This window comes from Pseudomonas sp. W17 (assembly GCF_040268305.1).
Lineage (GTDB): Bacteria > Pseudomonadota > Gammaproteobacteria > Pseudomonadales > Pseudomonadaceae > Aquipseudomonas > Aquipseudomonas protegens.
In genome coordinates, this window is record NZ_CP158490.1 from 5899918 (window position 1) to 5915059 (window position 15142).

The window sequence follows — 15142 nt, forward strand, 5'->3', positions numbered from 1 at the left end:
TTAACCTCTCGCCTCAAGACTGGCTGCCAGGATGGCCAATACCAGTTGCTGGAAATCCAGGCCGGCCGCGCGGGCCGCCATCGGAACCAAACTGTGATCGGTCATGCCCGGAGCGGTATTCACTTCCAGGAACCAGAACTGCCCCTGGGCGTCCTGCATCACGTCGGCACGTGCCCAACCGGCGATACCGAGCGCCTCACAGGCTTTCGCCGTGAGTTCCATGAGTTCCTGTTCCTTGGAGCTGTCGAGCCCGCACGGGATCCGGTACTGGGTATCGGAAGCCAGATACTTGGCGTCGTAGTCGTAAAATGTGTGGGGAGTGCCCAGGGCGATGGGTGGCAGCACCTGGTCACGCAGGGTCGCGATGGTGAACTCCGGACCCTGGATCCATTGCTCGACCAACACTTGCGAATCGTAGGTACTGGCCGCCTTCCATGCGTCGATCAATTCGGGCGCGGAAGTCACCTTGGCCATACCGATACTGGAGCCTTCATGAGCCGGTTTGACGATCAAAGGCAGGCCCAGTTCCGCCACCGCGGAAATACAGTCGGCTTCCGAACTCAGAACCGCGTGACGCGGCGTCGGAATGCCCAGGCTGTGCCAGACCTGCTTGGTACGCAGTTTGTCCATGGCCAGGGCCGAAGCGAGGATGCCGCTGCCGGTGTAAGGAATCCCCAGGCACTCCAGCAGCCCTTGCATGCTGCCGTCTTCACCGCCACGACCGTGGAGAATGATGAAGGCACGATCGATCTTCTCGCTCAAGAGCCGCTGCAGCAGATCATCGCCGACGTCGATGCCGAAGGCGTTCACACCGCCGCTCTGCAGCGCTTCAAGCACGGCCTTGCCGGACTTGAGCGACACTTCGCGCTCGGCGCTCTTGCCACCGTAAAGAACGGCGACGCGACCGAAATCGCTCGGTTTCACGGTAGAGAACAGGTTGGCGTAGGCAGCGATCATTTCGCCCCCTTGCCAGCGGCTACAGCACCGGCGAACAGCGGGCTGCCGAGCAGTTTTGGCGCCAGGCCACCGATGTCACCGGCACCCTGACACAGCAGGATGTCACCGGCGCGCAGCAACGGCTTGACCAGCGGTGCCAGGTCGACCCCACGCTCGATGTAGATCGGGTCCAGTTGGCCACGCTGACGGATGCTGTGGCACAACTGACGGCTGTCGGCGCCCGGGATCGGCTCTTCGCCGGCCGGGTAGACCTCCATCAGCAGCAATACGTTGGCATCGGCCAGTACCTGCACGAAGTCGTCGTACAGGTCGCGGGTACGGCTGAAACGGTGCGGCTGGTAGACCATCACCAGGCGGCGTTCCGGCCAGCCACCGCGCACGGCCTTGATCACCGCAGCGACTTCGGTCGGGTGGTGACCGTAGTCGTCCACCAGCATCACGTTGCCCCCTTCCACTGGCAGTTCGCCATAGACCTGGAAGCGTCGGCCCACACCCTGGAAGCCCGACAGGCCCTGGACAATGGCTTCATCGCTGATGCCTTCGTCGGTGGCGATGCAGATGGTCGCCAGGGAGTTCAGCACGTTGTGGTTGCCCGGCATGTTCACCGACACGTCCAGCGGCTCGCGGTCGCGACGCAGTACGGTGAAGAAGGTCTGCATGCCTTGCTGGCGTACATTGATGGCGCGCACGTCGGCTTCTTCGCTGAAGCCGTAGGTCACGGTCGGACGCTTGACCTGCGGCAGGATCTCGCGCACCACCGGATCGTCCAGGCACATCACTGCCAGCCCGTAGAACGGCAGGTTGTGCAGGAAGTCGACAAAGGTTTTCTTCAGTTTGTTGAAGTCACCGTCGTAGGTCGCCATATGGTCGGCGTCGATGTTGGTGACCACAGCCACCAGCGGTTGCAGATGCAGGAAGCTGGCATCACTTTCGTCGGCTTCGGCAATCAGGTAACGGCTGGTGCCCAGTTGTGCATTGGTGCCCGCTGCATTCAGCCGCCCGCCGATGACGAACGTCGGGTCCAGGCCGCCAGCGGCGAATACCGAGGCCAGCAGGCTGGTGGTGGTGGTCTTGCCGTGGGTGCCGGCCACGGCCACGCCGTGACGGTAGCGCATCAGTTCGGCGAGCATTTCCGCCCGCGGCACCACTGGAATACGCCGTTCCAGAGCGGTGGCAACTTCCGGGTTGGAGGTGTTCACGGCGCTGGAAACCACCAGCACATCGGCATTGGCAGCGTTCTCGGCGCGGTGGCCGATGAAAATCTGTGCGCCAAAGGACTCCAGGCGCTCGGTAACCGGCGATGCCTTGAGGTCGGAACCGGATACCTGGTAGCCCAGGTTCAGCAGCACTTCAGCAATCCCGCACATGCCCACGCCGCCGATACCGACGAAGTGGATGCGGCGGATGCGGCGCATTTCCGGCTGCGGCATGGCTTTCTGATTCTCAACCATGGGCCACCTCCAGGCAGATATTCACTACGTCGTGGGTGGCGCCGGGCTTGGCCAGGCGGCGAGCGGCCTGGGCCATGTTGTCGAGTCGTTCTGGTTGCATCAAAACCTCTGTCAGGCGAGCGGCAAGGTCCGCAGCACCAGTCGTTCTTTGCGGCATCAGGAAGGCAGCACCTTCACGAGCCAAATATTCGGCATTGCGGGTCTGGTGGTCGTCGATCGCGTGGGGCAAAGGCACCAGCATCGAGGGCAGACCGGCGGCAGCCAGTTCGCTGACGGTCAACGCGCCTGCGCGACAGACCACCAGGTCGGCCCAGCCATAGGCTTGGGCCATGTCTTTGATAAAGGGCTGCACCTGCGCCTCGACGCCGGCGGCGCGATAGCGCTCTGCAGTGACTTCATCGTGGTTTTTGCCGGCCTGGTGGAACACCTCCGGGCGCAGCTCGGGGGCGACCTGTGCCAAGGCTTCCGGCAACAGCTTGTTCAACGGCTCTGCGCCCAAGCTTCCGCCCAGGATCAGCAAACGCGCCTTGCGTCCGGCCAGGGCCTCGCGCGGTGTTTCGAGGAACAGTTCGGTGCGTACCGGGTTGCCCGTGGTGCGCCGGCTTTGCGAGGCACCGAAGGTGTCCGGGAAAGCTTCGCAGACTCGGGCAGCCAACGGCACCAGCAGCCGATTGGCGGTACCGGCCACGGCGTTCTGTTCGTGAACGATGACCGGCACCCCAGACAACTTCGCGGCAACTCCACCAGGGCCGGTCACATAACCGCCAAAACCCAGGACACAGACCGGCTTCAACTGGCGAATGACCTGCCGCGCCTGGAGCACGGCCTTGATCAACACGAACGGCGCCTTGAGCAGGGACAGCTTGCCCTTGCCCCGCAAACCGCTGACGTTGATCAGGTGCAACGGCAGCCCGGCCGCAGGCACCAGATCGTTTTCGATGCCACGTGGGGTACCCAGCCAGTGCACGGTGTAGCCACGGGCCTGGAACTCGCGGGCGCAGGCCAGTGCCGGGAACACGTGGCCACCGGTGCCGCCGGCCATGATCAGGACGTTAGCGCCCATGGCTCGGCTCCTCGGCAAAGTCACTTTCACTGAACTCCATCTCTTCACTGCCCAGGTGGGTCCTGCTCTCCCATTCGATACGCAGCAACAACCCCAGACAGGCGCAGCAGATCACCAGCGAGCTGCCGCCATAACTGAGGAAAGGCAAGGTCAAGCCCTTGGTCGGCAACAGGCCGACGTTCACCCCGATGTTGATCAGGAATTGACCAATCCACAGGAACGACAGTCCGTAGGCGACATAGGCGGCAAAGAACTGCTTGGCCTTTTCCGCCCACAGGCCGATGTACATGCCGCGGATACAGACAAAGACGAACAGCGCCACCGTGCACAGCGAACCGACGGCGCCCAGCTCTTCAGCCAGTACCGAGAACACGAAGTCTGTGTGAGCCTCCGGCAGGTAGAACTGTTTCTGCACGCTGTTGCCCAGGCCGACGCCCAGCCACTCGCCGCGACCAAAGGCGATCAGCGCCTGGGACAGCTGGTAGCCAGCACCGAACTGGTCGGCCCAGGGGTCGGCGAAGTTGGTCAGACGAGCCATACGATAGGGTTGCATCTGGATCAGCAGCACCACCGCGGCAACCGCCAGCACCACCATCAGGGAAAACCGGAACAGCCCGACCCCTCCCAGGAACAGCATGGCCGCAGCGGCGCCCATCATTACGACAGTGGCGCCGAAGTCCGGCTCCATCAGCAGCAGGCCAGCCATGGGCAGCAGCACGATGAACGGCTTGAAGAAGCCCATCCAGCTCTCGCGCACTTCTTTCTGGCGCCGCACCAGGTAACCGGCGAGGTAGATCACCACGAACACCTTGGCGATCTCGGAAGGCTGGACGTTGAAAAAGCTGAAGCCGATCCAGCGCATCGAACCGTTCACTTCCCGGCCGATCCCCGGAATGATCACCATCACCAGCAGGCCAAAGGCACCGATCAGCATCAACCAGCCCAGGCGCTGCCAGGTGGCGATCGGGATCATCATGGTGACGATGCAGGCGCCCAGGCCCAGCAGGATGTAGATCAGGTGGCGAATCATGTAGTACAGGGCGCTGCCCGACTGCGCCGCCGCCACTTCAGTGGAGGCCGAGGCAATCATGACCAGGCCCAGGCCGAGCAGGGTCAGGCAACCGGCGAGCATCGGGAAATCGAGGTCGATGCCCCGACCGGTGATGATCGGCGATGGATAGGGCTTGATGATGTTTCTCAGGTTCATGCCAGTTCCTCCACAACGCGGACGAACTGGTGGCCACGGTCTTCGTAGTTCTTGAACATGTCGAAACTGGCGCAGGCCGGCGACAGCAGCACCACATCACCGGGCTGGGCAGTGGCGCGGCATTGCTCCACGGCTTCCTGCAGCGAGCCGACACGAATCAGCGGCACGGCGTCACCGATGGCTTCGCCGATCTGATCGGAGTCGCGCCCCATCAGGATCACCGCGCGGCAGTTGGCCGCCACCGGGCGGCGCAGATCCTTGAAGTCGGCGCCCTTGCCGTCACCACCGGCGATCAGCACGATCTTGCCTTCGATGTCGGCGCCAAGGCCTTCGATGGCCGCCAGGGCGGCGCCCACGTTGGTGGCTTTGGAGTCGTTGTAGTACGCCACGCCATCCAGGTCGCGAACCCATTGGCAGCGATGCTCCAGGCCGGCGAAGGTGCGCAGCGCCGCGAGCATGGCGTCGAACGGCAAGCCCACTGCATGACCCAGGGCCAAGGCTGCCAGGGCGTTGGACTGGTTATGGGCGCCGCGGATCTTCAGCTCGCGCACGGGCATCAGGTTCTGGAACTCGAAGGCCAGGTACTTCTCGCCGTCCTCTTCGCGCAGGCCGAAGGCCTTGAAATCAGGCTTGCTCAGGCCGAAGGTCCAGCATGGCAGGCCTTCACCGATCAATGGCCGGGTCAGAGCGTCCTGGCGGTTGAACACCACCTGCCGGGCGCCACGGAAGATCCGGTGCTTGGCCAGGTGGTAGGCCGGCAGGCCGCTGTAACGGTCCATGTGGTCTTCGCTGATGTTGAGCACGGTGGCCACTTCGGCGCCCAACTGGTCGGTGGTCTCCAGCTGGAAGCTGGACAGCTCCATCACATACAGCTCGACGTCATCGCTGAGCAGGTCCAGGGCCGGGGTCCCGAGGTTGCCGCCGACCGCCACGCGCTTGCCCGCCGCCGCTGCCATCTCGCCCACCAGGGTGGTCACGGTGCTCTTGGCGTTGGAACCACTGATTGCCACGATAGGTGCCTTTGCGTTACGCGCGAACAGCTCGATATCACCGGACAATTTCACCCCACGGGCAGCAGCAGCCTGCAGGGCCGGGGTCGCCAGGGCCAGGCCGGGGCTCACGTAGAGTTCGTCGGCACGGCACAGGAAGTCCACGTCCAGCTCGCCACAACGCACCTCCACCTGCGGGTAGTCACGCCGCAGCGTGGCCAGCTCAGGTGGATTTTCCCGCGTATCGGCCACCGCAAAGGCAACGCCCCGGCTCGCCAGGAAGCGAACCAGGGACATGCCGCTCTTGCCGAGGCCGACAACGATGCGGAAGTGGTCAGAAGCGATCAGAGACACTCGTTCTACCTCAGCTTCAGGGTGGCAAGGCCGATCAGCACCAGAATCACGGTGATGATCCAGAAACGGACGATCACGCGCGGCTCGGGCCAGCCCTTGAGTTCAAAATGGTGGTGAATCGGCGCCATGCGAAACACACGGCGACCGGTCAATTTGAAGGAGGCAACCTGGATCACCACGGACAGGGTTTCCATCACGAACACGCCGCCCATGATGAACAGAACGATTTCCTGACGGACGATGACCGCGATAGTGCCCAGGGCCGCGCCCAGTGCCAGGGCGCCAACATCACCCATGAACACCTGCGCCGGGTAAGTGTTGAACCACAAGAAGCCCAGGCCCGCGCCAATCAGCGCACCACAGAAGACAATCAGCTCTCCCGCCCCCGGTACATAAGGAATCAGCAGGTATTCGGCGAACTTCACGTTACCCGACAGGTAGCAGAAGATCCCCAGCGCACCGCCCACCATCACCGTCGGCATGATCGCCAGGCCATCGAGGCCATCGGTCAGGTTGACCGCGTTGCTCGAACCGACGATGACGAAATAGGTCAGGACCACGAAGCCGATGCCAAGGGGAATGCTCACGTCCTTGAGCATCGGGATCAGCAGAGTGGTTTCCACCGGACTCTGGGCAGTCATATAAAGGAATATCGCCGCGCCCAGGCCGAACACCGATTGCCAGAAATACTTCCAGCGGCTGGGCAGGCCACGGGAATTTTTCTCGATCACCTTGCGATAGTCGTCGACCCAGCCGATGGCACCAAAGGCCAGGGTCACCAGCAGCACGACCCACACATAGTGGTTGCGCAGGTCGGCCCACAGCAGGGTGCTGATACCGATGGCCGAGAGAATCAGCGCACCGCCCATGGTCGGTGTGCCCGATTTGGACAGGTGAGATTGCGGACCATCGTTACGCACGGACTGGCCGATCTGGCGGTTCTGCAGAGTACGGATCATCCACGGACCCAGGCACAGCGCCAAAGACAGCGCAGTCAGTACCCCGAGGATCCCGCGCAGGGTCAGGTACTGAAAGACCGCGAAGCCTTTGTAGAACTGTTGCAGGTACTCCGCTAGCAGCAGCAGCATCAATGTTTCTCCGTACTGGAGCCGCACAAAGCCGCGACGATGTTTTCCATCACCGCGCTGCGCGATCCTTTGATCAAAATGGTGGTATTTGGGTCTTGCTCGACGCCCAGGGCGGCAATCAGGTCAGCCTGGCTGGCGAAGTGGCGCGCGTGCTCGCCGAAGGCGGCAACGGCATGAGCCATCATCGGGCCTACGGCGTAGAGGGCCGAAACCTTGCCAGCGGCATATGCACCTACTTCGCGGTGCCCCTGCTCCGCCCACTCGCCCAACTCGCCGATGTCTCCGAGCACCAGGACGGTGCGGCCGGAAAAGCCGGCGAGTATATCAACGGCGGCGCACATTGAGGTGGGGTTTGCGTTGTAAGTGTCATCAATGACCCGCATGCCGTTCTTGGCCAGTTGGGCGACGGTACGCCCCTTGACCGGCTGCACCGCATTCAGGCCGGTGACGATGCCGAACAGCGAGACGCCCATGGCGTGGGCCGCGGCTGCCGCAGCCAGGGCATTGGCAACGTTATGGGTGCCCAGCAGGTTCAATTGCACCGCCTCCACACCCTTGGGGCTGTGCAACTTGAAGGATGGGCAGCCACGGGCATCGCGACCGATATCGGAGGCAAAGAAATCGGCAGAACTGTCAGTCAGCGCGAAGCTCAGCACCTGACGGCCGGCAGCACGGGCCTTCCAGATAGGGAAAGCCTTGTCGTCCAGGTTGAGCACGGCGATCCCGGCGCTATCGAGGCCCTCCAGGATTTCCCCCTTGGCCTCGACAATCTTCTCCGGCCCGCCAAACTCACCGACGTGAGCGGTACCGGCGTTATTGATGATCGCTACGTGGGGGCGAGTCATGGCCACGGTGTAGGCAATCTCGCCGATGCGCGAAGCGCCCAGCTCTATCACTGCGGCTGTGTGTTCCGGGGCCAGTTCCAGCAGGGTCAGGGGCGCACCCAGGTCATTGTTCAGGTTGCCCCGAGTGGCGTGTACCGGACCACGGGTGCGCAGGATGCTGGCGAGCATTTCCTTGACCGTGGTCTTGCCGCTGGAGCCGGTTACCGCAGCGACCGGGCGGCTGAACGCGGCGCGATTGAGCGCACCCAACTGCCCCAGCGCCAGGCGAGTGTCCTTGACCAGCAGTTGCGGCAGCGTGCTGTCGGGAACCTCACGTTCAACCAACGCAGCCACGGCGCCCTTGGCCGCCACTTCATTCAAGTAATCGTGGCCGTCAAAGCGTGGGCCGGTCAGAGCAATAAACAGTTGGCCGGCCTGAATCGCCCGGCTATCGATACTGACGCCGCTAAAACGAGCATCGCCCGCGATCAGGCGGGCGTCCAATGGAGCCGAGACTTCACTGAGTTGCAGGGCTTTAAGCATGGCCCACCTCCCACGCGGTCAAGGCTTTGTCCGCCTCGGCGAGATCAGAAAAATCATGTCGCTGGCCGTTTATTTCCTGGTAATCCTCATGGCCTTTACCGGCCAGCACCACCACGTCATCAGCCGACGCGGAAGCGATCAGGCGAGCAATGGCCAACCCGCGACCGGCTACGAATTCCACCTTTTCTGCCGCGCTGAAACCGGCACGAATATCGTCGAAGATTTGGGCCGGGTCTTCGCTGCGCGGGTTGTCATCAGTCACCAGCACGCCGTCGGCCAGACGCTCGACCACCTCAGCCATCAACGGACGCTTGCCGCGGTCCCGGTCGCCGCCACAACCGAACAGGCACAGCAGGCGGCCCTTGGCGTGCGGACGCAGGGCCAGCAAGACTTTTTCCAGGGCATCCGGGGTGTGGGCGTAATCCACCACCACCAGCGGCTGAGTACCGCCACCCAGGCGCTGCATGCGTCCGGCGGGGCCTTCAAGCTTGGGCAGGACCGCAAGAATTTCGTCCAGCGCGTATTCAAGACCCAACAACGCACCTACCGCAGCCAGCACGTTGCTCAGGTTGAAGCGCCCGAGCAGGCAACTGCGCAGGTGGTGCTCACCCTGCGGGGTCACCAGGGTCGCGCGCACGCCATCATCGTCAAAACGCGCTTCGCGGCAGTACAGATAAGCAGCGGCGTCTTCGAGGCTGTAAGTGATCAGTCGTGACTCATGTTTGTCCGCCGCCAGTTGCCGGCCAAAATCGTCGTCGAGGTTGATCACCCGGCAACGCAGGTCGTTCCAGGCAAAGAGCTTGGCCTTGGCTGCGCCATAGGCTTCCATGGTCCCGTGGTAATCCAGATGGTCACGGGACAGGTTGGTCAGCACCGCCACATCGAAAGCCAGTGCCGCCACGCGCCCCTGATCCAGGCCATGGGACGAGACCTCCATGGCCACCGCCTTGGCTCCTGCATTCTTCAGGTCTGCCAGGCTGGCCTGCACGGCAATCGGGTTCGGCGTGGTGTGCATCCCGCTTTGCAGCGCGCCATGAAATCCGGTCCCCAGGGTACCCACCAGGCCACAACGCTGGCCCAGCAGATCCAGGGCCTGAGCCACCAGTTGGGTAACGCTGGTCTTGCCGTTGGTGCCGGTCACGCCCACCAGGTTCAACTGGCGGCTCGGGTCACCATAGAAGCGCCCGGCTATGTCCGACAGCTGCGCCGCCAGGCCCTTGACCGGAATCAGCGGTACATCGGTCAGCGGCAACACAGTTGCCCCTTCCACTTCATAAGCCACCGCTGCAGCGCCGCGCTGCAGGGCATCGGCAATGTGCGCACGCCCATCGAACTTGGCGCCGGGCACTGCAAGAAACAGGTCCCCGGCCCGCACGTTACGGCTGTCCAGGGTCAACTCACGAATCAGCAGATCGCGACCGGCGTGGGCGAAAATCTTGTTCAGGCTAAGAGACATCAGCCGCGCCCTCCATTGGCTCGTACAGGGGCGCCGGATGCGGCGTTGGCCTGCTGCGTGGTCGGCAGGTTGTCCGGGGTGATGTTCATCAGGCGCAGGGTGCCGGACATTACTTTGCTGAACACCGGCGCCGATACCAGGCCACCGAAGTAACCGGCTTTGCTCGGTTCGTCGATCACCACCACGATGGCGTAGCGAGGATCACTCATCGGACCGAAGCCGGCGAACAGCGAGCGGTAGGAGTTCTCGGCGTAGCCCTTGGTACCCACCGAGGTCTTGCGCGCGGTACCACTCTTGCCGGCCACGTGATAGGCCGGAACCTGTGCACGGAATACTCCGCGCGGGGCCTCGATCACTTGCTGCAGCATGCCCTGCATGGTCTTGGCGACATTTTCCGGAATCACCTGGGTGGTCTGCGGAGTCTTGTCGGACTTGATCAGTGTCAGCGGCGCAATACGGCCGTTGTTGGCCAATGCGGAAAAGGCGTGCACCAGCTGGATCGCGGTCACCGACAGGCCGTAGCCATAGGACAGGGTCGCGGTTTCCGCCTTGCGCCATTCGCGGTAGTTCGGCAGGTTGCCGACCCGCTCACCAGGGAAGCCGAGCCCCGTGTCCTGGCCCAGGCCGATTTTCTGTGCCAGGCGGAAAATGGTTTCGCCGCCGATATCGAAGGCCACCTTACTCATGCCGACGTTACTGGAGTTGATCAGGATGCCGGTCAGGTCGAGTACCGGACCTTCGGTCTTGGAAACGTCGCGGATGGTGTATTTGCCCAACTGCAGGGTGCCCGGGTAGACCTCGACGGTATCACTGGGCTTCCAGCGTCCGGTTTCCAGTGCGGCACTCATGGAGATCGCTTTCATGGTCGAGCCAGGCTCGAACACGTCGATCATCGCGCGGTTGCGCATCATCGCCGGCTGCAGGTTGCGCCGGTTGTTCGGGTTGTAGGTCGGCTGGTTGACCATGGCCAGGATCTCGCCGGTCTTCACATCCATGATTACCAGGCTGCCAGCCTTGGCACCGTTCTCGACGATGGCGTTGCGCAGCTCGCGGTTGGCCAGGTATTGCAGGCGCAGGTCAATCGACAACGCCAAGGGCTTGCCGGCCTTGGCGTTCTTGGTGACCTGGACGTCCTTGATCAGCCTGCCGCGCCGGTCCTTGATCACCTGGCGCTTGCCCGGAACCCCTGCGAGCCATTCGTCGTAGGCCAGTTCCACCCCTTCGCGACCGCGGTCGTCGATATCGGTGAAACCCACCATGTGCGCGGTTACTTCGCCGGCTGGATAGAAGCGTCGGAACTCCTCGATGCCATAGACACCGGGGACCTTCAGATCCAATACGGACTGGCCCTGTTCAGGCGTCAGGCCTCGGACCAGATAGATGAATTCTTTATTGGCCTGGGCTTCAAGCCGCTCGGCCAGGGCTTTCGGGTCTTGGCCAAGTGCCATGGCCAGCGCCGGCCAGCGATCCTTGGCCAGCTGCATTTCCTTGGCATTGGCCCACAGGGTGGTCACGGGCGTACTGACGGCCAGAGGCTCGCCATTGCGATCGGTGATCAGACCGCGGTGCGCGGGAATCGGAATGTGCCGGACACTGCGTGCATCGCCCTGCCCCTTGAGGAAGTCACGGTCGACCACTTGCAGGTCGATGATGCGCCAGGCAATCGCCGACACCATGATCGCCAGCAAACCCAGCACTACACGGAAACGCCATGGATAGAGCGCGCCTTCGAGCTTCATGGCGCCACCATGCGGACTTCGGCCGCGCCGGGAATGTGCATTTTCAACTGTTCGGTGGCCAGCACTTCAATGCGGCTGTGAGCAGTCCAGGTGCTTTGCTCAAGAATAAGACGACCCCATTCGGCCTGGGCTTTGTCACGCACGCTCAACTCGCCGTACAGCGTATTGAGCAACTGACGGTTCCAGTGGGCGCTGTAGGACACCGCAATCGCGGAAACCAGAACGCCGACGAATAGCAGGAACATGAAAAAGCTTCCGCCCGGAAGTGGCTTGGCGAAAAGCTTGCTCACCGAAGCTTCTCCGCGACGCGCATGACGGCACTGCGGGCACGCGGGTTGGCCTTGAGCTCTGCCTCGGAGGCGAACTGCGCTTTGCCGTGGATCTTGATTTTCGGCACAAAGGCTTCGAAACGTACCGGCAGATTGCGCGGCAGGTTGTCCGATTCGCCCTTGACCAGACGACGCATGAACAATTTGACGATGCGGTCTTCCAGGGAGTGGAAGCTGATCACCACCAGGCGACCACCCACTTCCAGGGACTCCAGTGCAGCTTCAAGGCCAGCCTCGAGATCACCCAGTTCATCGTTGACGTGAATGCGCAGCCCCTGGAAAGCACGGGTAGCCGGGTTCTTGCCCTTCTCCCAAGCCGGGTTGGCGACTTTCAACACTTCAGCCAGATCGGCGGTACGCTCGAACGGCTGGATCTCGCGGCGCTCGACCACGGCTCGCGCCATGCGACCGGAGAAACGCTCCTCGCCGTACTCCTTGAATACCCGGGCAATTTCCTCTACCGGAGCGGTGGCGATGAACTGCGCAGCACTGATGCCGCGAGTCGGGTCCATGCGCATATCCAGCGGGCCGTCATTGAGAAAACTGAAGCCGCGCTCTGGGTCGTCCAGCTGCGGCGAAGACACCCCCAGATCCAGCAGGACACCGCTGACCTTGCCCGCCAGGCCGCGTTCGGCAACTTCCGAACCGAGCTCGGCGAAACTGCGCTGTACAACGACAAAGCGGCCGTCTTCGGCCGCTAGCGCTTGCCCGGTGGCAATCGCCTGGGGATCCTTGTCGAATCCGAGGAGGCGCCCCTGGGGCCCGAGCTTGCTGAGAATCAGCCGGCTATGCCCGCCACGCCCGAAGGTGCCATCCAGATAGCAGCCATCAGGACGTACGGCGAGAGCCTCGACGGCTTCGTCAAGCAGTACGGTGATGTGGTTAAAGCCGCTATCAATAGTCACAGGATCAAATCACGCAGTTCATCAGGCATGGCGCCCGGTTGTTGAATAGCTGCCAGGTCCGCTGCGGAAACAGCATTCCAGGCATCCTCGTCCCACAATTGGAACTTGTTCAGTTGGCCCACCAGCATTGCGCGCTTATCCAACTTGGCATATTCACGCAGGCGTGGCGGCACCAGAAAACGACCACTGCCATCGAGTTCAAGGTCGACGGCGTTACCAATCAGCAAACGCTGCAAACGACGGTTCTCTTCACGAAGAGAAGGCAGTGCGCGCAGTTTGGTTTCAATCAGCTCCCACTCATCGAGGGGGTAAACACACAAACAGGGATCAACGGCATCGATGGTGACGATTAACTGCCCGGAACTTCGCGAAACGAGCTCGTCACGATACCGGCTCGGCATGGCGAGACGGCCTTTTGCATCGAGACTGATAGCGTTAGCTCCGCGAAACACGTCAGCGTTTCTCCAAATTTTAGCGTTTTGCGCTCAAAAAACCCACTTCATGCCACTTTCCGCCACTTGCGCACACTATAGGAATGCGCCCACACCACCGTCAAGGCGCGCGGCGACGGAAAAGCCTTATAGAACGGAGATTTAGGAGACTTAAAGGAGAGGTAACGGGAATTCGAAGGGTGTTTCAGAGCATCAACTTCCGACAGCTCAATAAGCTGCAGCGCGAAGTTAAAGTAATTTATTAAGAGTAAGATTTTTTCGGTATTACAAAAACGCTTCTGCTATTGATTCAAGCAGGGAGGGAAAGGTGGAGAGTCGATCTGTAAGCCGGGTTCTGTCGAGGACAGTCATTCCTCTACGATGGCCATCACTGGACATCTTTAGCAACCTACCCGGTTCCAGCGCGGGCCACGCCTTGGAACCCTATTTGGTCTTGCTCCGAGTGGGGTTTACCTAGCCACGAACTGTTACCAGACGTGCGGTGCGCTCTTACCGCACCTTTTCACCCTTACCGGCACCGAAGTGCTTAGGCGGTTATTTTCTGTGGCACTTTCCGTAGGCTCGCGCCCCCCAGGCATTACCTGGCACTCCGCCCTATGGAGCCCGGACTTTCCTCCCCCCTCTAATTTTCATAGAGGGCAGCGACTGTCCAATCGACTCTCCGCCGCGCAGGTTAACGGCAGAGCGAACGAAGAACAAGCGCTAAAAGCCTTTGGCCACCCTGCTACGCAATTTATTGTTCTTTCTGTTTATCCAGGGCCACCTGATACAGCACATTCTTGCGCTCGCCAGTGATTTGCGCAGCCAAAGCAGCAGCCCGCTTCAGCGGCATTTCCTTGAGCAACAGGTCGAGGATACGCATCGCCTCACTACTGATCGCCTCATCACTTTCCGGTGCTGCCCACCCCGCGACCAGCACCACGCACTCCCCACGCTGCTGATTGCTGTCGGACTCGACGAACTGGCGCAGCTCGGAAAGTGGCAGCCCCTTCAGGGTCTCGAAGGTCTTGGTCAATTCACGCGCCAGCAATGCCGGCCGCTCACCACCGAATACCGACTCCATATCCTGCAGGCATTCAAGTATGCGATGCGGCGCCTCATAGAAAATCAGCGTACGCGGCTCTTCCTTGACCGCTTCCAGGCGCGCCCTGCGCCCGACCGCCTTGGCCGGCAGAAAGCCTTCGAAAATGAACCGGTCTGAAGGCAAGCCCGCCGCCGACAACGCCGCGATCAGAGCACAGGCCCCCGGCACTGGAACCACATTGATACCCGCCGCCCGCGCCTGGCGCACCAGGTGGTAGCCGGGATCGGAAATCAGCGGCGTGCCCGCATCGGAGATCAAGGCGACATTATCCCCAGCCAGCAGACGAGCAATGAAGCGACTGCCCTCATCACGCTCGTTGTGCTCATGGCAGGCAGCCAGGGGCGTGGAAATACCAAAGTGCTGCATCAGGCGCTGGGAATGCCGGGTATCTTCGGCAGCGATCAACGACACCTCGCGCAACAGCTTCAAGGCCCGGGCGCTGATATCGTCCAGGTTGCCGATAGGCGTCGCCACCACATAAAGCGAACCAGCAGCGGAATTCAAAGGACCTGGAGCAGTCAAAGCGCACACCTCTTGATCGGCAAAAGCGCCATTGTAGCGCGTTGAAGCATTCTCAATACGCCTTGCGATCAGCCGGTATGGCACTGCGCTGCGACCTTTCAGGCAGCCAAGCAACATTTGCTTGAGCTAAATCGACGGTTTATCGCCAGTAACATCGCACCCCAGCCAGCGCTTGGGTA

Annotated in this window: 13 protein-coding genes and 1 other RNA gene; all 14 read right to left on the minus strand. The window is 61.8% G+C overall.

Annotated features, from left to right (window positions below; all coding sequences use genetic code 11):
• On the minus strand, nt 1-957 hold the full coding sequence (locus ABCR88_RS27030; RefSeq protein WP_015636927.1) for a D-alanine--D-alanine ligase: 957 nt from the start codon (nt 955-957) through the stop codon (nt 1-3).
• Nucleotides 954-2408, minus strand: a complete 1455-nt coding sequence (gene murC / locus ABCR88_RS27035; RefSeq protein ID WP_011063309.1) for a UDP-N-acetylmuramate--L-alanine ligase — start codon at nt 2406-2408, stop codon at nt 954-956. The genes ABCR88_RS27030 and murC overlap by 4 nt, the downstream gene beginning before the upstream one ends.
• Nucleotides 2401-3471 (minus strand): undecaprenyldiphospho-muramoylpentapeptide beta-N-acetylglucosaminyltransferase, encoded by a 1071-nt coding sequence (murG, locus tag ABCR88_RS27040; protein WP_015636928.1) that lies wholly within the window; start codon nt 3469-3471, stop codon nt 2401-2403. The genes murC and murG overlap by 8 nt, the downstream gene beginning before the upstream one ends.
• Nucleotides 3461-4672 carry a putative lipid II flippase FtsW gene (gene ftsW / locus ABCR88_RS27045; RefSeq protein ID WP_169892250.1) on the minus strand — a complete coding sequence of 404 codons (1212 nt, stop codon included), beginning with the start codon at nt 4670-4672 and terminating at the stop codon, nt 3461-3463. Before ftsW ends, murG begins: the two co-directional genes overlap by 11 nt.
• Before the next feature lie 2 nt (nt 4673-4674).
• A complete protein-coding gene (gene murD, locus ABCR88_RS27050) occupies nt 4675-6021 on the minus strand; it encodes a UDP-N-acetylmuramoyl-L-alanine--D-glutamate ligase (protein ID WP_041119795.1) in 1347 nt (448 codons plus the stop codon).
• Nucleotides 6022-6026: 5 nt separating this feature from the next.
• Nucleotides 6027-7109: a phospho-N-acetylmuramoyl-pentapeptide-transferase gene (gene mraY, locus ABCR88_RS27055; protein WP_011063313.1), complete on the minus strand. Its 1083-nt coding sequence runs from the start codon at nt 7107-7109 to the stop codon at nt 6027-6029.
• A complete protein-coding gene (gene murF / locus ABCR88_RS27060) occupies nt 7109-8476 on the minus strand; it encodes a UDP-N-acetylmuramoyl-tripeptide--D-alanyl-D-alanine ligase (protein ID WP_015636930.1) in 1368 nt (455 codons plus the stop codon). The genes mraY and murF overlap by 1 nt, the downstream gene beginning before the upstream one ends.
• Nucleotides 8469-9932 carry a UDP-N-acetylmuramoyl-L-alanyl-D-glutamate--2,6-diaminopimelate ligase gene (locus ABCR88_RS27065; protein WP_041119797.1) on the minus strand — a complete coding sequence of 488 codons (1464 nt, stop codon included), beginning with the start codon at nt 9930-9932 and terminating at the stop codon, nt 8469-8471. Before ABCR88_RS27065 ends, murF begins: the two co-directional genes overlap by 8 nt.
• Nucleotides 9932-11671 (minus strand): penicillin-binding protein 2, encoded by a 1740-nt coding sequence (locus ABCR88_RS27070; protein ID WP_041119799.1) that lies wholly within the window; start codon nt 11669-11671, stop codon nt 9932-9934. The genes ABCR88_RS27065 and ABCR88_RS27070 overlap by 1 nt, the downstream gene beginning before the upstream one ends.
• Nucleotides 11668-11961 (minus strand): cell division protein FtsL, encoded by a 294-nt coding sequence (gene ftsL, locus ABCR88_RS27075; RefSeq protein WP_011063317.1) that lies wholly within the window; start codon nt 11959-11961, stop codon nt 11668-11670. The genes ABCR88_RS27070 and ftsL overlap by 4 nt, the downstream gene beginning before the upstream one ends.
• A complete protein-coding gene (rsmH, locus tag ABCR88_RS27080) occupies nt 11958-12899 on the minus strand; it encodes a 16S rRNA (cytosine(1402)-N(4))-methyltransferase RsmH (protein ID WP_350024153.1) in 942 nt (313 codons plus the stop codon). Before rsmH ends, ftsL begins: the two co-directional genes overlap by 4 nt.
• 2 nt (nt 12900-12901) lie before the next feature.
• Nucleotides 12902-13357 carry a division/cell wall cluster transcriptional repressor MraZ gene (gene mraZ / locus ABCR88_RS27085; protein WP_011063319.1) on the minus strand — a complete coding sequence of 152 codons (456 nt, stop codon included), beginning with the start codon at nt 13355-13357 and terminating at the stop codon, nt 12902-12904.
• Between the two features lie 307 nt (nt 13358-13664).
• Nucleotides 13665-14018: RNase P RNA component class A (gene rnpB / locus ABCR88_RS27090), an RNA gene on the minus strand.
• 72 nt (nt 14019-14090) lie between these two features.
• Entirely contained in the window at nt 14091-14963 is an 873-nt protein-coding gene (gene rsmI, locus ABCR88_RS27095) for a 16S rRNA (cytidine(1402)-2'-O)-methyltransferase (protein ID WP_041119800.1), read from the minus strand.
• Nucleotides 14964-15142 lie beyond the last annotated feature (179 nt).